This window comes from Streptomyces sp. NPDC102406 (assembly GCF_044765725.1).
GTDB lineage: Bacteria > Actinomycetota > Actinomycetes > Streptomycetales > Streptomycetaceae > Streptomyces.
This window is the reverse complement of record NZ_JBIWKP010000009.1, coordinates 241,006-258,264: the sequence shown is the minus strand read 5'-3', so window position 1 is coordinate 258,264 and position 17,259 is coordinate 241,006. Positions and strand designations below refer to the sequence as shown.

Annotated in this window: 16 protein-coding genes; 7 read left to right on the top strand and 9 right to left on the bottom strand. The window is 72.9% G+C overall.

Translation table 11 applies throughout. The annotated features are described in order from the left end of the window. Window positions 1–240 precede the first annotated feature (240 nt). A complete protein-coding gene (locus tag ACIRF8_RS30110) occupies window positions 241–633 on the bottom strand; it encodes an ankyrin repeat domain-containing protein (protein ID WP_404219809.1) in 393 nt (130 codons plus the stop codon). A 285-nt stretch (window positions 634–918) separates the two neighbouring features. Here ACIRF8_RS30110 and ACIRF8_RS30105 point away from each other — a divergent pair, with 285 nt between their 5' ends. Beyond that, window positions 919–1,113 (top strand): hypothetical protein, encoded by a 195-nt coding sequence (locus tag ACIRF8_RS30105; protein ID WP_324767692.1) that lies wholly within the window; start codon window positions 919–921, stop codon window positions 1,111–1,113. Between the two features lie 37 nt (window positions 1,114–1,150). Continuing rightward, window positions 1,151–2,998 carry a hypothetical protein gene (locus ACIRF8_RS30100; protein WP_404219806.1) on the top strand — a complete coding sequence of 616 codons (1,848 nt, stop codon included), beginning with the start codon at window positions 1,151–1,153 and terminating at the stop codon, window positions 2,996–2,998. 34 nt (window positions 2,999–3,032) lie between these two features. Here ACIRF8_RS30100 and ACIRF8_RS30095 read toward each other — a convergent pair whose 3' ends face one another. Then, on the bottom strand, window positions 3,033–4,532 hold the full coding sequence (locus ACIRF8_RS30095; RefSeq protein ID WP_404219804.1) for a PLP-dependent aminotransferase family protein: 1,500 nt from the start codon (window positions 4,530–4,532) through the stop codon (window positions 3,033–3,035). A 30-nt stretch (window positions 4,533–4,562) separates the two neighbouring features. Between ACIRF8_RS30095 and ACIRF8_RS30090 the strand changes: the two genes are divergently transcribed. The 3 genes from ACIRF8_RS30090 (at window position 4,563) to ACIRF8_RS30080 (ending at window position 7,021) form a co-directional block, all read left to right on the top strand. Next, a complete protein-coding gene (locus tag ACIRF8_RS30090; protein ID WP_404219802.1) occupies window positions 4,563–5,309 on the top strand; it encodes a YitT family protein in 747 nt (248 codons plus the stop codon). Continuing rightward, on the top strand, window positions 5,306–6,073 hold the full coding sequence (locus ACIRF8_RS30085; RefSeq protein WP_404219800.1) for a glycerophosphodiester phosphodiesterase: 768 nt from the start codon (window positions 5,306–5,308) through the stop codon (window positions 6,071–6,073). Before ACIRF8_RS30090 ends, ACIRF8_RS30085 begins: the two co-directional genes overlap by 4 nt. A 573-nt stretch (window positions 6,074–6,646) precedes the next feature. Then, the gene (locus tag ACIRF8_RS30080; protein ID WP_003977404.1) at window positions 6,647–7,021 is read left to right on the top strand and encodes an RNA polymerase-binding protein RbpA; all 375 of its coding nucleotides are present in this window, start codon (window positions 6,647–6,649) and stop codon (window positions 7,019–7,021) included. Between the two features lie 80 nt (window positions 7,022–7,101). On the opposite strand, the gene fxsA is transcribed toward ACIRF8_RS30080, so the two are convergent. The 4 genes from fxsA to ACIRF8_RS30060 form a co-directional block, all read right to left on the bottom strand. Further along, window positions 7,102–7,692, bottom strand: coding sequence for an FxsA family membrane protein (fxsA, locus tag ACIRF8_RS30075; RefSeq protein WP_404219798.1), 591 nt, complete (start codon window positions 7,690–7,692; stop codon window positions 7,102–7,104). Window positions 7,693–7,773: 81 nt separating this feature from the next. After that, the gene (locus ACIRF8_RS30070) at window positions 7,774–8,547 is read right to left on the bottom strand and encodes a polyprenol monophosphomannose synthase (RefSeq protein ID WP_404219796.1); all 774 of its coding nucleotides are present in this window, start codon (window positions 8,545–8,547) and stop codon (window positions 7,774–7,776) included. Window positions 8,548–8,963: 416 nt separating this feature from the next. Next, window positions 8,964–10,577 carry an amidohydrolase gene (locus ACIRF8_RS30065; protein ID WP_404219794.1) on the bottom strand — a complete coding sequence of 538 codons (1,614 nt, stop codon included), beginning with the start codon at window positions 10,575–10,577 and terminating at the stop codon, window positions 8,964–8,966. Window positions 10,578–10,641: 64 nt separating this feature from the next. Then, the gene (locus ACIRF8_RS30060; protein ID WP_324767677.1) at window positions 10,642–11,082 is read right to left on the bottom strand and encodes an Lrp/AsnC family transcriptional regulator; all 441 of its coding nucleotides are present in this window, start codon (window positions 11,080–11,082) and stop codon (window positions 10,642–10,644) included. Between the two features lie 236 nt (window positions 11,083–11,318). Here ACIRF8_RS30060 and ACIRF8_RS30055 point away from each other — a divergent pair, with 236 nt between their 5' ends. Beyond that, window positions 11,319–11,753, top strand: a complete 435-nt coding sequence (locus tag ACIRF8_RS30055; protein WP_404219792.1) for a hypothetical protein — start codon at window positions 11,319–11,321, stop codon at window positions 11,751–11,753. 1 nt (window position 11,754) lies between these two features. On the opposite strand, the gene ACIRF8_RS30050 is transcribed toward ACIRF8_RS30055, so the two are convergent. The 3 genes from ACIRF8_RS30050 to ACIRF8_RS30040 form a co-directional block, all read right to left on the bottom strand. Continuing rightward, window positions 11,755–12,858, bottom strand: coding sequence for a phosphotransferase family protein (locus tag ACIRF8_RS30050; RefSeq protein WP_404219790.1), 1,104 nt, complete (start codon window positions 12,856–12,858; stop codon window positions 11,755–11,757). Between the two features lie 29 nt (window positions 12,859–12,887). Further along, window positions 12,888–13,961 carry a hypothetical protein gene (locus tag ACIRF8_RS30045; protein ID WP_404219875.1) on the bottom strand — a complete coding sequence of 358 codons (1,074 nt, stop codon included), beginning with the start codon at window positions 13,959–13,961 and terminating at the stop codon, window positions 12,888–12,890. Window positions 13,962–14,482: 521 nt separating this feature from the next. Then, window positions 14,483–15,646 carry an acyl-CoA dehydrogenase family protein gene (locus tag ACIRF8_RS30040; RefSeq protein ID WP_404219788.1) on the bottom strand — a complete coding sequence of 388 codons (1,164 nt, stop codon included), beginning with the start codon at window positions 15,644–15,646 and terminating at the stop codon, window positions 14,483–14,485. A gap of 328 nt (window positions 15,647–15,974) precedes the next feature. Between ACIRF8_RS30040 and ACIRF8_RS30035 the strand changes: the two genes are divergently transcribed. Then, window positions 15,975–17,216, top strand: coding sequence for a glycoside hydrolase family 18 protein (locus tag ACIRF8_RS30035; RefSeq protein WP_404219786.1), 1,242 nt, complete (start codon window positions 15,975–15,977; stop codon window positions 17,214–17,216). Window positions 17,217–17,259 lie beyond the last annotated feature (43 nt).

Below are 17,259 nucleotides of genomic sequence, written 5' to 3'. Positions count from 1 at the left end.
CTGCACCTACCTGGCCACGCGACAACACGTCGGGACGCCCGCCGTCTCCAGCTTGCTGTAGACCATCTCTCTGCCTCTCGTCCAAGGCCCGATCCCGGGCCGATCACGACCCGCGCGGCTCGTGGGCATCACCTGCCCCACCGTCGCGTCCGTACCTCACGCCGTCATCATGACCCAGCGGTTCTACCCACCGCGACCACATTTCGCGTACCCCCGTTTTGCCTGGTCACTGCCGGTGCTTCAGGAAGCTCCGAAGAGTTCGACCAGCTCCGTCTTGCCGAACATCCGGGCCGTGTCGACGGCCGACGGCGTCCCCGCGGCGGGATCGGCTCCCCCGTCGAGCAGCGCCCGGATCACGCCTTCCTCGCCCTTGAAGACGGCGCCCGCGAGGGGGGTCTGCCCCTTGTCGTTGGCGCGGTTGGCGTCGGCTCCGCGCGCGAGGAGGGCACGTACCGCCTCGGCATGGCCGTGGTAGGCGGCGAGCATGACGAGCGTGTCGCCACGGTCGTTCGTGAGGTTGGCCGGAACGCCCGCGTCCACATACCCCACGAGCGCCTCGCTCTCGCCCCTGCGGGCCAGATCGAAGATCTTGGTGGCCAGCTCCACGACCTCCGGGTCGGGGGCTTCGCTCATCGGCCGGACCGCCTTTCGTATACGTGCCGGTACAGCCGTGCGGCCGTACGAGTGAATCGACAGAGTACTGCCCACCGGCAGACATGGGCCGACCCCGCCGAGGCAAGGATCACCGCCGGTGCGGACGATCGTCCGGCTCGACGCCCCGGGCAGCCCGGCACACCGCCCGCCCGCTGAATGGGTGAAAAAAGAACGATGCCACCCATTTGCACCTTTTGTCGTATGGATACATGCTGTGAGCCTGGAAGAACTCATGGTGACTGTCCCCTCACCCAGGAGAACCTCATGATCCTGTCCATCTCGGGCGTCGTGCTGCTCGGCATCATCGTCTTCCTGTTCTTCCGCAAGGACGGCCTCAAGGCCTCGCACGCACTGGTCTGCGCCCTTCTCGGCTTCTATCTGGCGGGCACGGCCATCGCCCCGAGCATCAAGGCGGGCGGCGCGAGCCTCGCCAGCCTGCTCGGCGGGATCAAGTTCTGACGGCACACCCACCCGCACACACCATCAGGAGACCGACGTGGCCAGGCGCCCCCTCCCCCGCATCCTGAGCAATGGCAGCGCCTCGATCGCCCGGAGCCGGGACATGGCACGGACGGCCGCCGACAGCGCCACCGACGTACTCCACCCACTGATCACGATCACTCGTGGACTGCGCCGGCTGGCCGCGGCCGGGCGGCGCAAGTGGGTCGGCACCCCCAAGGACCGGCGCGGGCCGCTGCTGTTCCTGGTGGGCGCCGTGGTCCTGGTCATGGTCTTCCTGCCCTACGGGCCGCTGCTGGCGTTCGTCTCCTTGATGGGCGCTGCCGCGTGGAAGGGTCGCGAGCCGAAGGAGCCGGTGGACAGCGGGCCCGACGAATCGCAGGTCCAGCGACTGTCCTCGCTCTACGAAGCGCTCGTCCCGTACTTCTCCGTACCCGAGGACCCCAGCCCGCTGTACGCCCACGGCGGCGAGTGGGAAAAGGCGTTCGAGGCCTACGACTTCGACGCCGACGGCCGCTTCCAGAAGCTCTCGATCCGCTACCCCGCCTACTTCACCGACGGCGAGGCCGAGTCCCGTGCCCGTATCGAGCAACTGCTCAACGCCAAACTGGGCCGGGGCCGCGAGTACCACTTCGGATGGGACGAGGAGGGCAACCGTCTGACAGTGACGGTGCTCGCCCCGCTGCCCACGGACATCGCCGCCCAGCGCTTCGTCACCTCCCCCGGCGAGACCGTCCTCGGCTTCACCGACGAGACCGGGGTGCAGCGCACGCTCCCGGTCCTGGACGGCGAGGAGCAGCGGGACGCGCCGCCCGTCGTGTGGCGCACCGGCATCCGCTCCACCGAGCCCCATCTGCTCATCGTCGGCCAGCCCGGCAGCGGGACGACCTCCCTCGTGCGCTCGATCGCGCTCCAGGCCCTCCAGCACGGGGACGTCCTGATCATCGAGGGCAGCGGCACCGGTGACTACGCCTGTCTGGTCGGGCGGTCCGGCGTCCTCGCCGTGGAGTCGGGGCTCGCGGGCGCCCTGGCCAGCCTGGAGTGGGCCGCGCACGAGACCGAGCGGCGGCTGATCTCTGCGAACCGGGCGCGGCAGGCCGGGCACCCCGCGCCGGAGGACATCAAGCGGCCCCTGTGGATCCTGCTGGACCGGCCCACCGCCCTGGGGCACCTGGCGGCGGCGGACGGGCGCGAGGACCCGCAGTCCCTGCTCCAGGTCCCGCTGCGGCACGGACGCGCGGCCGGGGTGACGGTCGTCGTCGCGGAGCAGTTCGACAGCCTCGGCGCCCTCGACGAGGTGGTCGGCCAGCACACCCGCGCGCGCGTGGTGCTCGGTCCGGCGACGCCCGCCGAACTCCAGGACGTCCTCGGCCTGCTGCCCCGGACGACGCCCACCGCCGACGTGCCGCCCGGGCGCGGCTACGCCCGGCTCGGCTCCGGGCAGGTCCACCGCCTCCAGGTGCCGGCCACGCCCGACCCGCACGACGAGGCGACGAGCGAGGCCCATCGCCGCGCGGTCATCGCGCTGCTGCCGGAGCGGACGATGCCGGCGGACGCCGCGCGCGCGGGCGAAGCCACTTCCGCCGCCACGCGCGCGGGTGAAGCGCCTTCCGCTGCCGCGCCCGCCGCAGCCGCGCCCACCACCTCTGCCGACGCCCCCGAGCACGCCGGTGGCGCGGCCGAGGCCGTCCCGGTGGAACCGGCGCCGGGCAAGGCGGTCCCGAAGGAGACGGTCGCGAGCGAGCCGGTCACGGGTCGGGCGCCCACGGGCGAGACGATCGCGCTGGAGACCGTCCCGCGGGAGATCCCGCAGGAGCAGATCCCGGCGGACGCGGCCCCGCCGCAGGTGATCCCGGAGGCGGCCGAAGCGCTCGCGGAGCGGTAGGGGGAGAGCGGAAAGAGGCAGGGGGCGTCGCCCGTCAGGCGATGAGAGTGCGTGGCACGTCCCCGCCCGCGGCCTGCCCCTCGCCGACGAGCCGGGCCGCCGCCGCGAGCCGTGTCGCCGCCTCGTCGGCCACGGCGCCGCCCACGGTGAACGGCAGTCGCACGTACCCCTCGAAGGCGCCGTCGACGCCGAACCGCGGCCCGGACGGCACCCGCACCCCCACCCGCTCCCCGACCTCGGCGAGCCGGGAGCCCGACAGGCCACCCGCCTTCACCCACAAGGTCAGCCCGCCGTCGGGAACGTCGAAACTCCAGCCGGGCAGCTCCCGCCGCACCGCCGCGACCAGCGCGTCCCGGTTGTCGCGGGCCTGGTCGCGCCGTAGTTGCACGGCCGCCTCCCAGCCTCCGGTGCTCAGCAGCCAGTGCACGGCCAACTGTTCGAGGACCGGTGTGCCCAGATCCGCGTAGGCCCGCGCGGCGACCAGGCTGCGGATCACGTCCGGGGCGGCCCGTACCCATCCGATCCGCATGCCCGCCCAGAACGCCTTGCTCGCCGAGCCGACGGTGATCACGGTCGACCCCGCGGGGTCGAAGGCGCAGACCCTGCGGGGCATCACGTGATCCGGGTCGAAGTGCAGTTCTGTCATGGTCTCGTCCACGACGAGCACCGTGCCCGCCGAGCGCGCGGCGTCCACCAGCGAGCGGCGCTGCTCCTCGTCGGCGAGGGCCCCGGTCGGGTTGTGGAAGTCGGCGACGACGTACGCGAGCCGGGGCGCGGCGTCGCGCAGGACCTGCCGCCAGCGGTCGAGGTCCCAGCCGGTCAGGCCGTCGGCCATGGCGACCGGGACCAGCCGCAGGCTCGCCTCGCGCATGAGCTGGAGGATGTTGGCGTAGCTGGGCGACTCGACCGCGACCCGTTCGCCGCGGCCCGCGAAGAGGTGGCAGATGGCGTCGATGGCGCCCATCGCGCCGGTCGTCACCATGATCTGCTCCGGCATGGTCGGGATGCCGAGCGCGGTGTAGCGCTCGGCGATCATCGAGCGCAGCGCGGGCAGCCCGGCCGGGTAGTCCCCGTGGGTGTGCGCGTAGGGCGGGAGCTCTTCGAGGGCGCCCTGGACGGCGCGGGTCAGCCAGGGTTCGGGGGCGGGCAGGGCCGCGGTACCGAGGTCGATCATGGAGCCGAGCGCTTCGGGCGGCAGGGGTTCGAGGCCGCGGGCAGGCAGCGGGTTGCCCGCGGGGACGGCGGTCCAACTGCCCGCTCCCCTGCGGGACTCCAGGAACCCCTCGCCGCGCAGGGCCTCGTAGGCGGCGGCGACCGTCGTCCGGCTCACCGAGAGCGCCTGCGCCAGTTCCCGTTCGGCGGGGAGGCGGGCGGCGACCGGGACGCGGCCCTCCAGGACGAGCAGGCGGATGCCGTCCGCCAGGGCGCGGTAGGCCGGTGGGCGGCGCGTGCCGGGCCCCGCCGGGCGCGCCTGCTGCGAGGTGAGCAGCCGGGCGAGCTGGGTCGAGCCGATCGCCGAAGTCCACTGCGCCATCGAAATCAGTCCACCTTCCCGGAATTGGCCATGGTTGCCATCCGTTTCCACGCCACAGAGTGTCATGTGCCAGGCCACTATCACCACAGGGGGCATTCCTTGTTCAGATCATTGGGGTCGTCGTCCGTCCCGGCCGGCGGCTCCGTCGTCCGCCGACTGGTCCAGCTCTACGGGGGTCTGGTGCTGTTCGGCGCCAGTTCGGGGCTGCTCGTCGAGGCGGGGCTCGGTCTGGAGCCCTGGGGCGTCCTGCACCAGGGGCTCGCCGAGCTGACCGGTATCTCCATCGGCGTCGTGTCGATCGCGGTGGGCGCCATCGTGCTGCTCCTGTGGATCCCGCTGCGCCAGCGCCCGGGGCTCGGCACGGTGTCGAACGTCTTCGTCGTCGGCCTCGCCATGGACGGCACCCTGGCGCTCGTCCCGGACGTGCACGCCTTGGGGATACGTGTGCCGCTGCTGCTCGCCGCCATCGTGCTCAACGGGGTGGCGACCGGCCTCTACATAGCGGCCCGGTTCGGTCCCGGCCCGCGTGACGGCCTCATGACCGGGCTGCACCGACGCACCGGCCGCTCGCTGCGCCTGATGCGCACGGCCGTCGAGATCGCGGTCGTCGCCACCGGTTTCCTGCTGGGCGGGACGATCGGTGTGGGCACGGTCCTGTACGCCCTGGCGATCGGGCCGCTGGCCCAGTTCTTCCTGCGGGTCTGCGCCGTCCCCGCGCCGGCGGCCCCCGCCGTGGCCGCCGAGGAGCCGGGACGGCGGGCGATACTGCGTCGGTGACCGCGCACGTACGCCACCCCTACCTCGACCATCCCGGGCCCCTCGCCCTCGCGCATCGCGGCGGGGCGGCGGACGGCCTGGAGAACACCGTCGCCGCGTTCCGCCGCGCCATCGGCCTCGGCTACCGCTACATCGAGACGGACGTGCACGCCACGGCCGACGGACGGCTCGTCGCGTTCCACGACGCGACGCTGGACAGGGTCACGGACGGCAGCGGCCTCATCGCCGACCTCCCGTGGGAGGACGTGCGCCACGCGCGCGTGGCGGGCAGCGAACCGGTACCGCTCTTCGAGGAGCTGTTGGAGACCTTCCCCGACGTGCGCTGGAACGTCGACGTCAAGGCGGGGGCCGCGCTGTTCCCCCTCCTCGACCTGATCCGCCGCACGCGCGCGTGGGACCGCGTCTGCGTCGGCTCGTTCTCCGAGGCGCGTATCGCCCGCGCCCAGGCACTGGCCGGTCCCCGGCTCGCCACGTCGTACGGCACCAAGGGAGTGCTCGGGCTGCGACTGAGGTCGTACGGGATGCCCGCCGCGCTGCGCCGCTCCGCCGTGTGCGCCCAGGTACCCGTGGCCCGGTCCGGGGTCCGGGTCGTCGACCGCCGCTTCGTCCGGGCCGCCCACGCGCGCGGGGTGCAGGTCCACGTCTGGACGATCAACGACAGGGCCGAGATGGGACGCCTTCTCGATCTCGGCGTCGACGGCATGGTGTCCGACGACATCGAGACGCTGCGCGACGTCCTCAAGGGCAGGGGGATGTGGACCTGAGGACCGCCGGAGCGGCGGTGGAGCGGATCGGCCCGATGTCGGCGGCGACATGGCGCGTTCGGCGTGGTGCCCCTACGCCGCCCGGGCGACCGGCGCTCGGCACGCGCGCCGGTCCGGGTGCCCGCACCTTCACCCGGACGGTCGGCATCGGCCCGGCCCTCGCGGGTACCCAGGCCCTGTCACGGTCACTGTTCCCGCATCTCGTGCCGGTCGGGAAGGAGGCGACGCATCGCCGCGCGCACGGGATGAGCGACCGGGGAAGGGGCGATCGGGCCCTGGCGGCGCGCGACGCGGCAGTCCCGAATCGGCCCGGATTTAGCATCCGAGGGCAAAGGCCGGTAGTGTACGCGGTTGGCCTGCCAGGCGTACCGTTACTGCACGTCAAGAATGCCAGACGCTAGGTGACATCTGGTGTCAGATGTGACAAACCGGGCGTCGGTGGGTACAACAAGGGGCGGCTACGACGGCGACGCATGACCCGGAACGGGAATCTTTACCGCCGACCGGACGTTGACCGGATGACGACGACAGCGACACCTGTCCTGTGGGCGACAAGCCCGGGAGGCACGATTCATGAGTGAGCGAGCTCTTCGCGGTACACGCCTCGTAGTGACGAGCTACGAGACGGACCGCGGTATCGACCTGGCTCCGCGCCAGGCCGTGGAGTACGCATGCGAGAAGGGACATCGCTTCGAGATGCCCTTCTCGGTGGAGGCCGAGATCCCGCCGGAGTGGGAGTGCAAGGTCTGCGGGGCCCAGGCACTCCTCGTGGACGGCGACGGTCCTGAGGAGAAGAAGGCCAAGCCGGCCCGTACGCATTGGGACATGCTGATGGAGCGGCGCACCCGCGAGGAGCTCGAAGAGGTCCTCGAGGAGCGTCTGGCCGTCCTGCGATCGGGCGCGATGAACATCGCGGTCCACCCGAGGGACAGCCGCAAGTCGGCCTGACCCGAGGGGGACCGGCACAACGCGAGACGGCCGGGGCCGGACACACACCGTGTGTCCGGCCCCGGCCGTCTTGTCGTGCCCTACGAAGGCATGATCGGCGGGCGCGGGTCCGCGTCGTCCCCGCGACCGGCGGGCCCGGCGTCCTCCCTGACGACCTCGCCCTGGATCACCGTGCCGCCCCCGGGCCGGTCCCCGCGCGCCTGCTGGAACGCGGCCCCGAACGCGCCCTGGGTGGCCGCGCTCATCCGCCGCTGGACGGCGCGCTCCGTGGAACGACTCAGGGCCGCGCGGACCGGCGGGACAAGCAGCAGCAGGCCGAGGGCGTCCGAGATCAGGCCGGGGATCATGAGGAACAGTCCGGCGAGCATCAGCAGCCCGTTGCCCTGGGGCCGCTGCTCGCCCGCTTCCACGCCGCCCGACTGCCCGCGCTGGAGCGTCTCGCTCAGGTTCTGGAAGGCGCGGCGGCCCGCCGCCTTGATCACGACGGCGCCGAGCACGAAGCCCGCCACCAGGAGCAGGCACAGCGTGAAGCCGCCGACCGCTCCTGCCACCACCGTGAGCAACCAGATCTCCAGGATCACCCACGCGGCGACGCCGAGCGGCAGGAGGGTGCGGACCCGGGAGCGCCGGGCCTTCGTGGGCTGGTTGCGGGGCGGAGTGCCAGTGCTCATGCCCCCAGTGTGCCTGGGGACACGTCCGAGTGACGTAAGCGGGAAATCAAGATCGTTGCGAGCGGCGGGCCTGCCGCGCCGTCAGGATCTGTCCGGCGTGCGGCCGAGCATCTTGCCCACCCGCTCGCCCACGCCCCACGTGGTGACGCGCCACAGGGCCTCCACGACGATGTCCTTGCTCATCTTGGAGTCGCCCAGCTCGCGCTCGACGAAGGTGATGGGGACCTCGACGACGCGATAGCCGGCCTTCACGGCGCGGCGCGCGAGGTCGACCTGGAAGCAGTAGCCCTGCGAGGCGACCTCGGCGAGGCCGAGGCCTTCCAGGGTCTCGCGGCGGAAGGCGCGGAAGCCGCCGGTGACGTCGCGGATCGGGACGTCCAGCAGGAGCCGTGAGTACGTGGAGCCGCCGCGGGAGAGGAACTCGCGGGACTTGGGCCAGTTCACGACGCGCCCGCCGGGCACCCAGCGCGAACCGAGCACGAGGTCCGCGCTCTTGAGCGCGGTGAGCAGCCGCGGAAGTTCCTCCGGCTGGTGGGAGCCGTCGGCGTCCATCTCGACGATGACGCCGTATCCGTGCTCCATGCCCCAGGCGAAACCGGCGAGGTACGCGGCGCCGAGCCCCTCCTTGCCGGTGCGGTGCAGGACGTGGACCTGGTCGTCGTCGGCGGCCAGCTCGTCGGCGAGCTTGCCCGTGCCGTCGGGGCTGTTGTCGTCGGCGACCAGGACGTGGGCCGCGGGGACCGCCGCCCGGACACGGCCGACGATGGACGTGATGTTCTCCGCCTCGTCATAGGTCGGAATGATCACCAAGGCCGTACCCAGAGGGCCGAACCCGCGCCCGCCGCCGTCGCTCACAGCTTCCCCTTAGAACTTCAGTACAAGGGGACCACCATAGCGAGCGCCGCAGCTCGGGCCGACACTGCGGATCGGGGCCGGACGTCCTTCGGGCCGACCTGGGGCCCGCTGGCTGCGGGTCGACCGAAAGCCGTTGTCTACTGAACGCCCGGGCCCCACCCGGGTCGCACCTCGCCGACCGGCCGGAACGGTCCGGCGCCCCGTGGCGCGGGCGCCGGTCTGCGTTCTACGACTGCCTGGTTCGCCCGGTCGTGCGAAAGGTGGTGGACCCGGCCGAACCTACCCGCCGACCGCCGCGGTCTGTCAACAGCCGTTCGACCTGGGCCTTCTCATGAAGTCGCCTGGTCAGGGCGGAGGATACGCAGGTCGCGTGGGACCGCAGGGAACCGGGATCCGGTGCGCGCCGCCCCGGTACATCACTCGTCCGGCCCTACGAAGACCGGCTGGCCGAACACCACCGTCCGCAGGCAGACGGGGAGTTGGGCGCCGGGTGAGAGATCCGGCAGGCCGGGGGTGCCGGAGCGCGGGTCGGTCGACCAGCGGGCCACCCGGTCGTCCGGTGCCTGGACGACCAGTTCGTCGGTGCGCCAGACGGCGTAGTCGGCGGGGGCGCCGGGCACCAGGATCCCGGCGTCGTCGCGGCCGACGGCGCGCCAGCCCCCGCGCGTGTGGGCGGTGAAGGCGGCGCGCACGGAGATGCGGTGCTCGGGTGTGCGGTGGAAGGCGGCGGCGCGGATGGTGCCCCACGGATCGAGCGGGGTGACCGGGCTGTCGGAGCCGAAGGCGAGCGGCACACCGGCGCGCAGCAGGGCGGCGAACGGGTTGAGCGTGCGCGCCCGTTCGGCGCCGAGGCGGTCGGCGTACATGCCGTCCTCGCCGCCCCACAGGGCGTCGAAGGCGGGCTGCACCGACGCGGTGAGCCCGAGCTCGGCGAAGGCGGCGATCGTCTCGGGGGTCAGCATCTCGGCGTGTTCGACGCGGTGCCGGGCGGCGCGCACGCGCGCGAGGCCGACCTTCTCGGCGGCGGCGCGCGCTCCGTCGACGACGGCGGTGACGGCGGCGTCGCCGATCGCGTGGAAACCGGCCTGGAGGCCCGTCTCGGTGCAGGCGACGACGTGTGCGGCGACGTCCTCGGCCGTCAGGTAGGCGGTGCCGGTGTGGGCGGCGTCCTGGTAGGGCGCGTGCAGGCAGGCCGTGTGCGAGCCGAGGGCGCCGTCCACGAAGAGGTCGCCCGCGGCGCCGAGGGCGCCCAGGGAGCGGGCCCGCTCGATGTCACGGTCGGCCCAGTACCCGGCGACGCGGGGGCCCGGCTCGGAGCGGGCGAGGTCGAGCAGTGCGGTGAAGTCGTCCTCGGAGGAGATGTCGGGGCCGCCGCACTCGTGGATCGAGCCGATGCCGAGGGAGGCGGCGTGCCGCAGGGCGGCGCGCTGGGCCTCGGTGCGCTGCTGCGGTCCGACCGCGCCGAGGGCGGCGGCGCGTACGGCATGGTGGGCGTCGCGCGTCAGGGGCTCGTCGGGCGCGTATCCGGCGCGGTCCCGGACGCCGGGCACGAGGTCGAGCAGGGCGGTGCTGACGACGGCGGAGTGCACGTCGATCCGGGAGAGGTAGAGGGGCCGGCCGCCGGTGGCCTCGTCGAGTTCGGCGCGGGAGGGCGGGCGGCCGTCGGGCCAGCGGGCCGCGTCCCAGCCGTGGCCGAGCAGGACCCGGTCGGCGGGGCGGGCCGCGGCGTGGTCCCGGACGAGCGCCAGGGCTTCGGCGCGGGAGCGGGCGGCCGTGAGGTCGAGGCCGGTGAGGGCGAGCCCGGTCGACGTGGTGTGGACGTGGGCGTCGGTGAACGCCGGGGTGACCAGGGCGCCGTCGAGGTCGACGATCTCGTCCACGCCGTCCGCGAACGCGTCCGCCGCGCCTTCCGAACCGACCCAGGCGACATGGCCGGCCTCCACCACCATGGCGGTGGCGAAGGGGTCGGCGGGGCTGTGGACCTCGCCGCGCCGGAGGAGGACGGTGCGGGGGCTGGGGGGCGTGCTCATGAGGGGCATTCTCCCGCGCCGGGTGCTCCGCGCGGGCGTCGGGGTCCCCTGTGGCGGGGTGCCCTCAGATGCGCGGCGGCCGGGCCTCGTAGGGCGTCGAGAGGACGACCGTCGTGCGGGTCGAGACACCGGCCAGGGAGCGGACCCGCGCCAGCAGGTTCTCCAGTTCGTGCGGGGTCTCCACGCGGACCTTCAGGATGTAGTTCTCCTCGCCGGCGACGCTGTGGCACGCCTCGATCTCGGGGACGCCCGCGAGGCGCTCCGCGATGTCGTCGGGGGCGCTCGGGTCGAACGGCTTCACGGAGATGAACGCCGTGAGCGGCAGCCCCACCGCCTCGGGGTCGACGACGGCGGCGTACCCGCGGATCACCCCGCGCTGTTCGAGGCGGCGGACGCGCTGGTGCACGGCCGACGTGGACAGGCCGGTGGCCTTGCCCAGGTCGGTGTAGCTCATCCGCCCGTCCTTGACGAGTAGCTGCACGATCTGTCGGTCGAGCTCCTCCATGCGGCAGAACCTACAGGGCCCGTGATCGCGCGGGATACCCGAAGACCGCCGCGGCGGGGCCCGAGCGGCCGTCACGTCTACCGCTCCCCCGGCATCCGCAATCGGCATGTGACGAACGCCACACCCTTTGGGCCGTGTCCTCGCGTGTGAAGCGGTTACCTCGCGGGCGGGACGGGAAGTGCTTGCTGTGGTCGAGGCCGCGGCTCCTGGTCGGCCCACCCGAGGGGGAGATTCCCATGCAGAATGTGAAGCGTCCTGGACGCCCCGCGCGCCAGCGCAAGCAGAACGTCGTCGAGTCCCTGCCGGAGGGCGTCGAACCCGACGTCCTCGACGACGACATCGACGCGTACGACACCTTCGAGATGTACCGGGTCCTGTGCCCGGACTGCGCGCAGCCCATCGCGCTCCTGGCGGACGAGGACGTCCTGCCCGAGCACGCGCTGTGCGCCTCGCCCTGGAATCCGTTCGGGCTCACCGTCTGTGCGGGCACCGGGCGCCCGGCCGCCGAGGCGCGGCCCGCCGACGAGGTGACGGGCACGCAGGAGCAGGACACGGCGCTGCTGTTGACGCTCCCTCAGGGCCTCGACTGGCGTACGCAGCCCTTCTCGCACGTGGGCGGGCCCGGTTCGCGCCCGCTGCGGGTCCCGGTCCAGGTCCGCAAGGCCGCCTGACCTACCCGACGCCGCCCCAGTAGCTGCCCTGCACCATGGCGCGCAGACTGTCGTGGTGCAGGATCAGTGTGTCCGGGTCGGCGGGCGCGACGGCCTCGCCGAAGTGGATCCGGCGGTAGGCGACGCGGAGCATCACGACGGCGTGCCGCAGCGCCGCGTACAGTGTGTAGAAGTCCATGTCGCGCGGCCGGTGGCCGGTGAGTTCGGCGTAGCGCGCCTCGATACGGTCGCGGCGCAGGAAGCCGGGCAGGCCGCGACGGCCGGAGCTCTCGGTCAGGTCCTGGAAGAAGCGGTGCAGATAGACGGTCCAGCCGAGGTCGACCTCGCGCGGGGCGAGCGCCGCCATCTCCCAGTCGAGGACCGCGGCCGGGGTGAAGCCGTCGTAGACGATGTTGCCGATGCGGGCGTCACCCCAGTTGAGGACGGTCTCGCCCTCGTCGTGCGGCCACAGCGCGGTCAGTCGCTCGAAGGCGCTCTCGATGAGGGGTGAGCGCGGCAGTCCGTCCACCACCCAGGCGTAGTACGCGCGTTGGGCCTCGACGTGGCGGCGCAGCGCCCTGCCCGCGCCGGGCAGGGCGAGGAAGTCCGCCTCGGCCGCGGGCACGTCGTCGTGCAGCCGGGCCAGCACGCGCAGGGTCGCGTCCTCCAGCCGCGCCCGCTGCTCGTCGGTGGCCGCGTGCAGCCAGTTCCCCTCGTACGTGTAGGGCATGACGTCGGGCGGCACCCGGCCGGCGACCCCCTCCATCACGAGGAAGGGCGCGCCGAGCGGCCCCGGGTCCTCCTCCAGCCAGAGCACGCGCGGGACGGGCAGCGCGGTGCGCTCGGCGACCAACCGCATCGTGCGGTACTGGCGCGGCATGTCGTACACCGGGAAGACCGTGTACGCGGACGGGTCCGCGGCCAGCCGTAGCGCGCAGGCCCTGACCGGGGGCCTGGGGTGTTCGAGGTCGAAGAGAAGGGTCTCGCTGGACATCCCGTTGGACTGGGGGACGGCGATGTTCGCCGCCTTCGCGCCGGGCAGCCTGCGGTCGAGCCAGGCGGTGAGGCGCCGGGCGGTCTCCTCGGGTTCGCGGGTGGACGTGCGGGGGCGCGGTGCTGCCGCCATGGCCCCAAGTCCCTTTCCGTACCGGGTGGTCACGGGCGCCGGGGTGCCACCGCGTCGAAGCCGGTGAAACCGCTCGGGTCGTGGCGGCCGAAGCTGCCGTGCTCGAAGATGCCGAGGCCGACCTGTCCGTCGAGGGTGAAGCGGGCGGCGTGGTCGGTCACCCCGTAGGCGGCCAGTGGGTGCGCCGCGGGATCGGAGAGGTCGTAGGCGCGGCGGTCGGTCCAGCCGCGTCCGCGCCAGGTGCCGTGCTGCCAGTCGTCGGCCGGCGGGTAGCCCGCGCCGAGCGCGAGGGGTGAGGAGGTGAGGATGTCGACGCCGAGTTCGAGGGGTTTGCGGTCGACCGGGTCGGTGAGGTGGAGGACGGCGCCGCGCGGGTGGCGGGTCCCGGGGTGGTAGTCGATCTCGGTCCGGGGCCAGCCGAGTTGGCGGTCGCGGTGGCCCTCGCGGACCAGCGTCGCGTCGTTCAGGGTGCGGTGGCCGTCGGCGTCCTCCTGCACGACGACCATCAGGAAGCGGTCGTCGAAGCGGACCGGCGCCCAGATCCAGTGGAAGCCCTCGGTGGGGTGCTCGTCGGAGAGCCGGCCGCCCTCCTCCCCCGGCACGGGCCGCACCCCCCAACTGCGGTCCCGGGTCCCGGTCCAGCCGCGCACCTCGATCTCCCGGCCACCGATCCGCAGCCATCCGTCGCAGTGACCGGCCTGCACGAACCGGGTCCCCTCCAGGATGAGCCGGCCGCCTCGGCGCTGTGTGTGGCGCGGCTCCCACAGGGCCGGGAAATCGGCGTGCCAGGTGATCTCGTACGCGAGTCCGCCGGGGTCGTCCGGGTCGGCGGCGCAGGTGAGGACGAAGTCCTGGAGCGGGCGCTCGACATGGACGTGGAGCGGGCCGACCTCCATCCGCGTACGGGCCTCGTCGCTCAGCGCGTCGCAGGCGCGGACGGCGTGCAGGGTGGAGCCGGTGCGCAGGGTGGCGTAGGCGTCGATCACACCGAGGTTGGGGTAGACGCCGAGACCGAGGATGAGCAGGAAGTGGCCCTCGGGGTCGATGAGATGGAAGATGCCGCGGTCGTAGGCGTTGCGGTCGCTCGTGGCGACGTGCTTCATCGACAGCGGCACCTGGTGCACCGGGTACTCGTCGAACGCGACGGGGCGGTCGTCCTCGGTCACGGCATCCCTCCCTGGACGTACGGCGGTTGACGTCGGCCGGGAGGGCGCGGGCTGCCCGGCAGCAGAGTTGACGGTACGTCAGCTCCACGGGGGTGGCCAGACGTGCTACCTGCCGGGGCCGCGCAGGCGGTGAGGGCGTGAACTGACGCCCTATTCCGCCCATCGGTGACCTGCGCGGCCTCCGGTCCGTTGCTCTGGCATGACCCCGACGCAGACACCGGCTCCTGCGCCCACCGGCCGACGCAGGCACGGCCTGGTTCCCGCGCACGCAGAATCGGTTCGCCAGTCCTTCCAGCCCCTTCCGCCACTCCAGCCCCAGCCACCGCAGCCGCAGCCGCAGGACCCACCCCTCTACCGCGCCCTCCTCGCCGCATGGGCCGAGCGCGGCAGGACCCTGCCGGGGCAGCACGACCCCGAGTGGGCCCGGCTGGTGGCGCCCATCGTGCGCCCGGGGCAGTTCAGCGGGTTTCCGGACCCGCGAGGTGACGGGCGATGACCATGCGCTGGATCTGATTGGTGCCCTCCACGATCTGGAGCACCTTGGCCTCCCGCATCCAGCGCTCGACCGGGAAGTCGGCCGTGTAGCCGTAACCGCCGAGGACCTGCACCGCGTCCGTGGTCACCTGCATCGCCGCGTCGGTGCAGAGCAGCTTCGCCATGGCCGCCTGCGGGGAGAAGGGCCGGCCCGCGTCCCGCAGCCGGGCCGCCGACAGGTACAGGGCACGGCCCGCCTCGATCCGGGTCGCCATGTCGGCGAGCAGGAACCGGATGCCCTGGAAGTCGGCGACGGGCCGTCCGAACTGGATACGCCCCTTGGCGTACGCCACCGCCTCGTCGAGCGCCGCCTGCGCCACGCCGATCGCGCAGGCGGCGATCCCGAGCCGGCCCGAGTCGAGGGCCGACAGGGCGATCTGGAAGCCCTGCCCCTCGTCCCCGATGCGGCGCGCGTCGCTCACCCGTACCCCGTCGAGGTGCACCTGGGCGGTGGGTGAGCCCTTCAGCCCCATCTTCCTCTCCGGCGGGGCGGCGCTCAGGCCCTCCGCGTCGCCGGGGACCAGGAACGCCGTGATGCCGTGCGCGCCCTCGCCGCCACTGCGGGCCAGGACCGTGCAGAAGTCGGCGACGCCGCCGTGCGTGACCCACGCCTTGGTGCCGGTGAGCACCCAGTCGCCGCCGTCGCGCACCGCCTTGGTCCGCAGGGACGCCGCGTCCGAGCCCGAGGAGGGTTCGGAGAGGCAGTAGGCGCCGAGCAGCCCGCCGCCCAGCATCCCGGGCAGATGGCGCGCACGCTGCTCCCGCGTACCGAAGCCGGCGAGGGCGTGGCACGACAGGGAGTGGACGCTGACGCCGAGGCCGACGGTCAGGCGGGCCGCCGCCAGTTCCTCGACGACCTGGAGGTACACCTCGTAGGGCTGGTCGCCGCCGCCGGACGCGGAGTCGTAGGGCAGTCCGAGCAGTCCGGCGCGGGAGAGCAGGGTGAAGGTCTCGCGGGGGAAGCGGCCCGCTTCCTCGTCCTCGCAGGCGCGGGGGGCGATCTCCCGCCGCGCGATGTCGCGGACCAGGTGCAGCAGCTCCCTGGCCTCGTCCGTCGGCATCTGGCGTTCGACCTCGGGGTGCGGCATGGCGACGCTCTCCTCCCTGATCGGGCACGGCGGCGGCGCGCGGGGGTGGGGCGGCGCCGCCGGTGGTCACTACCGGGCCGATGCTGCCCTTCCGGGTCGCGGAAGGGTCCGACCGGCGGCCGCGGCGTGTCGAGTATGCCCGGGTGAGCGCGGGCGGACCCCCGCGAAATTGGTTCGGACCATTGACCCCACTGGTCTAGTCCTCCTACTGTTCCGTTCAACGACTCGGCGCGTTCATGTCACCCACGGCGAGCGCGTCGCATCGAGTCGGACGCAGGTCCACAGCACCACTTCCCCCCCATGTCCCCCTCCCCCACGAGGAGACACGATGCTCAGACCGCACCTCCCCCGCGCGCGCTTCAAGGCGCTCGCCGCCGCCGCGTGTTGCGCCGTCCTCGGCGCGGGGCTGCTCGCCTCCGCGGGCAGCGCGGCAGCCCAGGCGGACGTCACCCCCCACACGACGGCAGCCGGTTCCAAGGTCGTCGGATACTTCACCGAGTGGGGTGTCTACGACCGGAACTACCACGTCAAGAACGTCGAGACCTCCGGCTCCGCCGACCGGCTCACACACATCAACTACGCCTTCGGCAACGTCCAGGGCGGCAAATGCGCCATGGGCGACTCGTACGCGGCGACCGACAAGGCGTACACCGCCGACCAATCCGTGGACGGCGTCGCCGACACCTGGGACCAGCCGCTGCGCGGCAACTTCAACCAGTTGCTCAAGCTGAAGAAGCGGCACCCGGGCCTCAAGGTCCTGTGGTCCTTCGGCGGCTGGACCTGGTCCGGCGGCTTCACGGAGGCCGCCAAGAACCCGGCCGCGTTCGCCCAGTCCTGCTACGACCTGGTCGAGAACTCCCGGTGGGCCGATGTCTTCGACGGCATCGACATCGACTGGGAGTACCCCAACGCCTGCGGGCTGACCTGCGACACCAGCGGACGCGACGCGTACAGGAACCTGATGGCGGCGGTGCGGGCGAAGTTCGGCAGCGGCTCCCTGGTGACGTCCGCCATCCCGGCCGACGCCTCCGCGGGCGGGAAGCTGGACGCCGCCGACTACGCGGGCGCCGCGAAGTACGTCGACTGGTACAACCCGATGACGTACGACTACTTCGGCGCGTGGGACGCCAAGGGGCCGACCGCGCCGCACTCGCCGCTGACGGCGTACGACGGGATCCCCAAGGCCGGCTACACCACCGACGCCACCCTCACCAAGCTCAAGGGCGCGGGCGTACCCGCCTCGAAGCTGCTGCTCGGCATCGGCTTCTACGGGCGCGGCTGGACCGGCGTGAAGCAGGCGGCGCCCGGGGGCACGGCGACCGGCCCTGCCGCCGGGAAGTACGAGCAGGGCATCGACGACTACAAGGAGCTCAGGACCAGGTGTCCCGCGACGGGCACGGTCGGCGGCACCGCGTACGCGTACTGCGGCGGCGACTGGTGGAGCTACGACACCCCGGCGACCATCGCGGGGAAGATGGACTACAAGAACCGGCAGGGCCTCGGCGGCACGTTCCTCTGGGAGCTGTCCGGCGACACGGCGAACGGTGAGCTGATCAAGGCGGTCGGCTGACCGTCGCGGCACGGCGCGAGGGGCGGGTCCGGGGTCCGGGCTC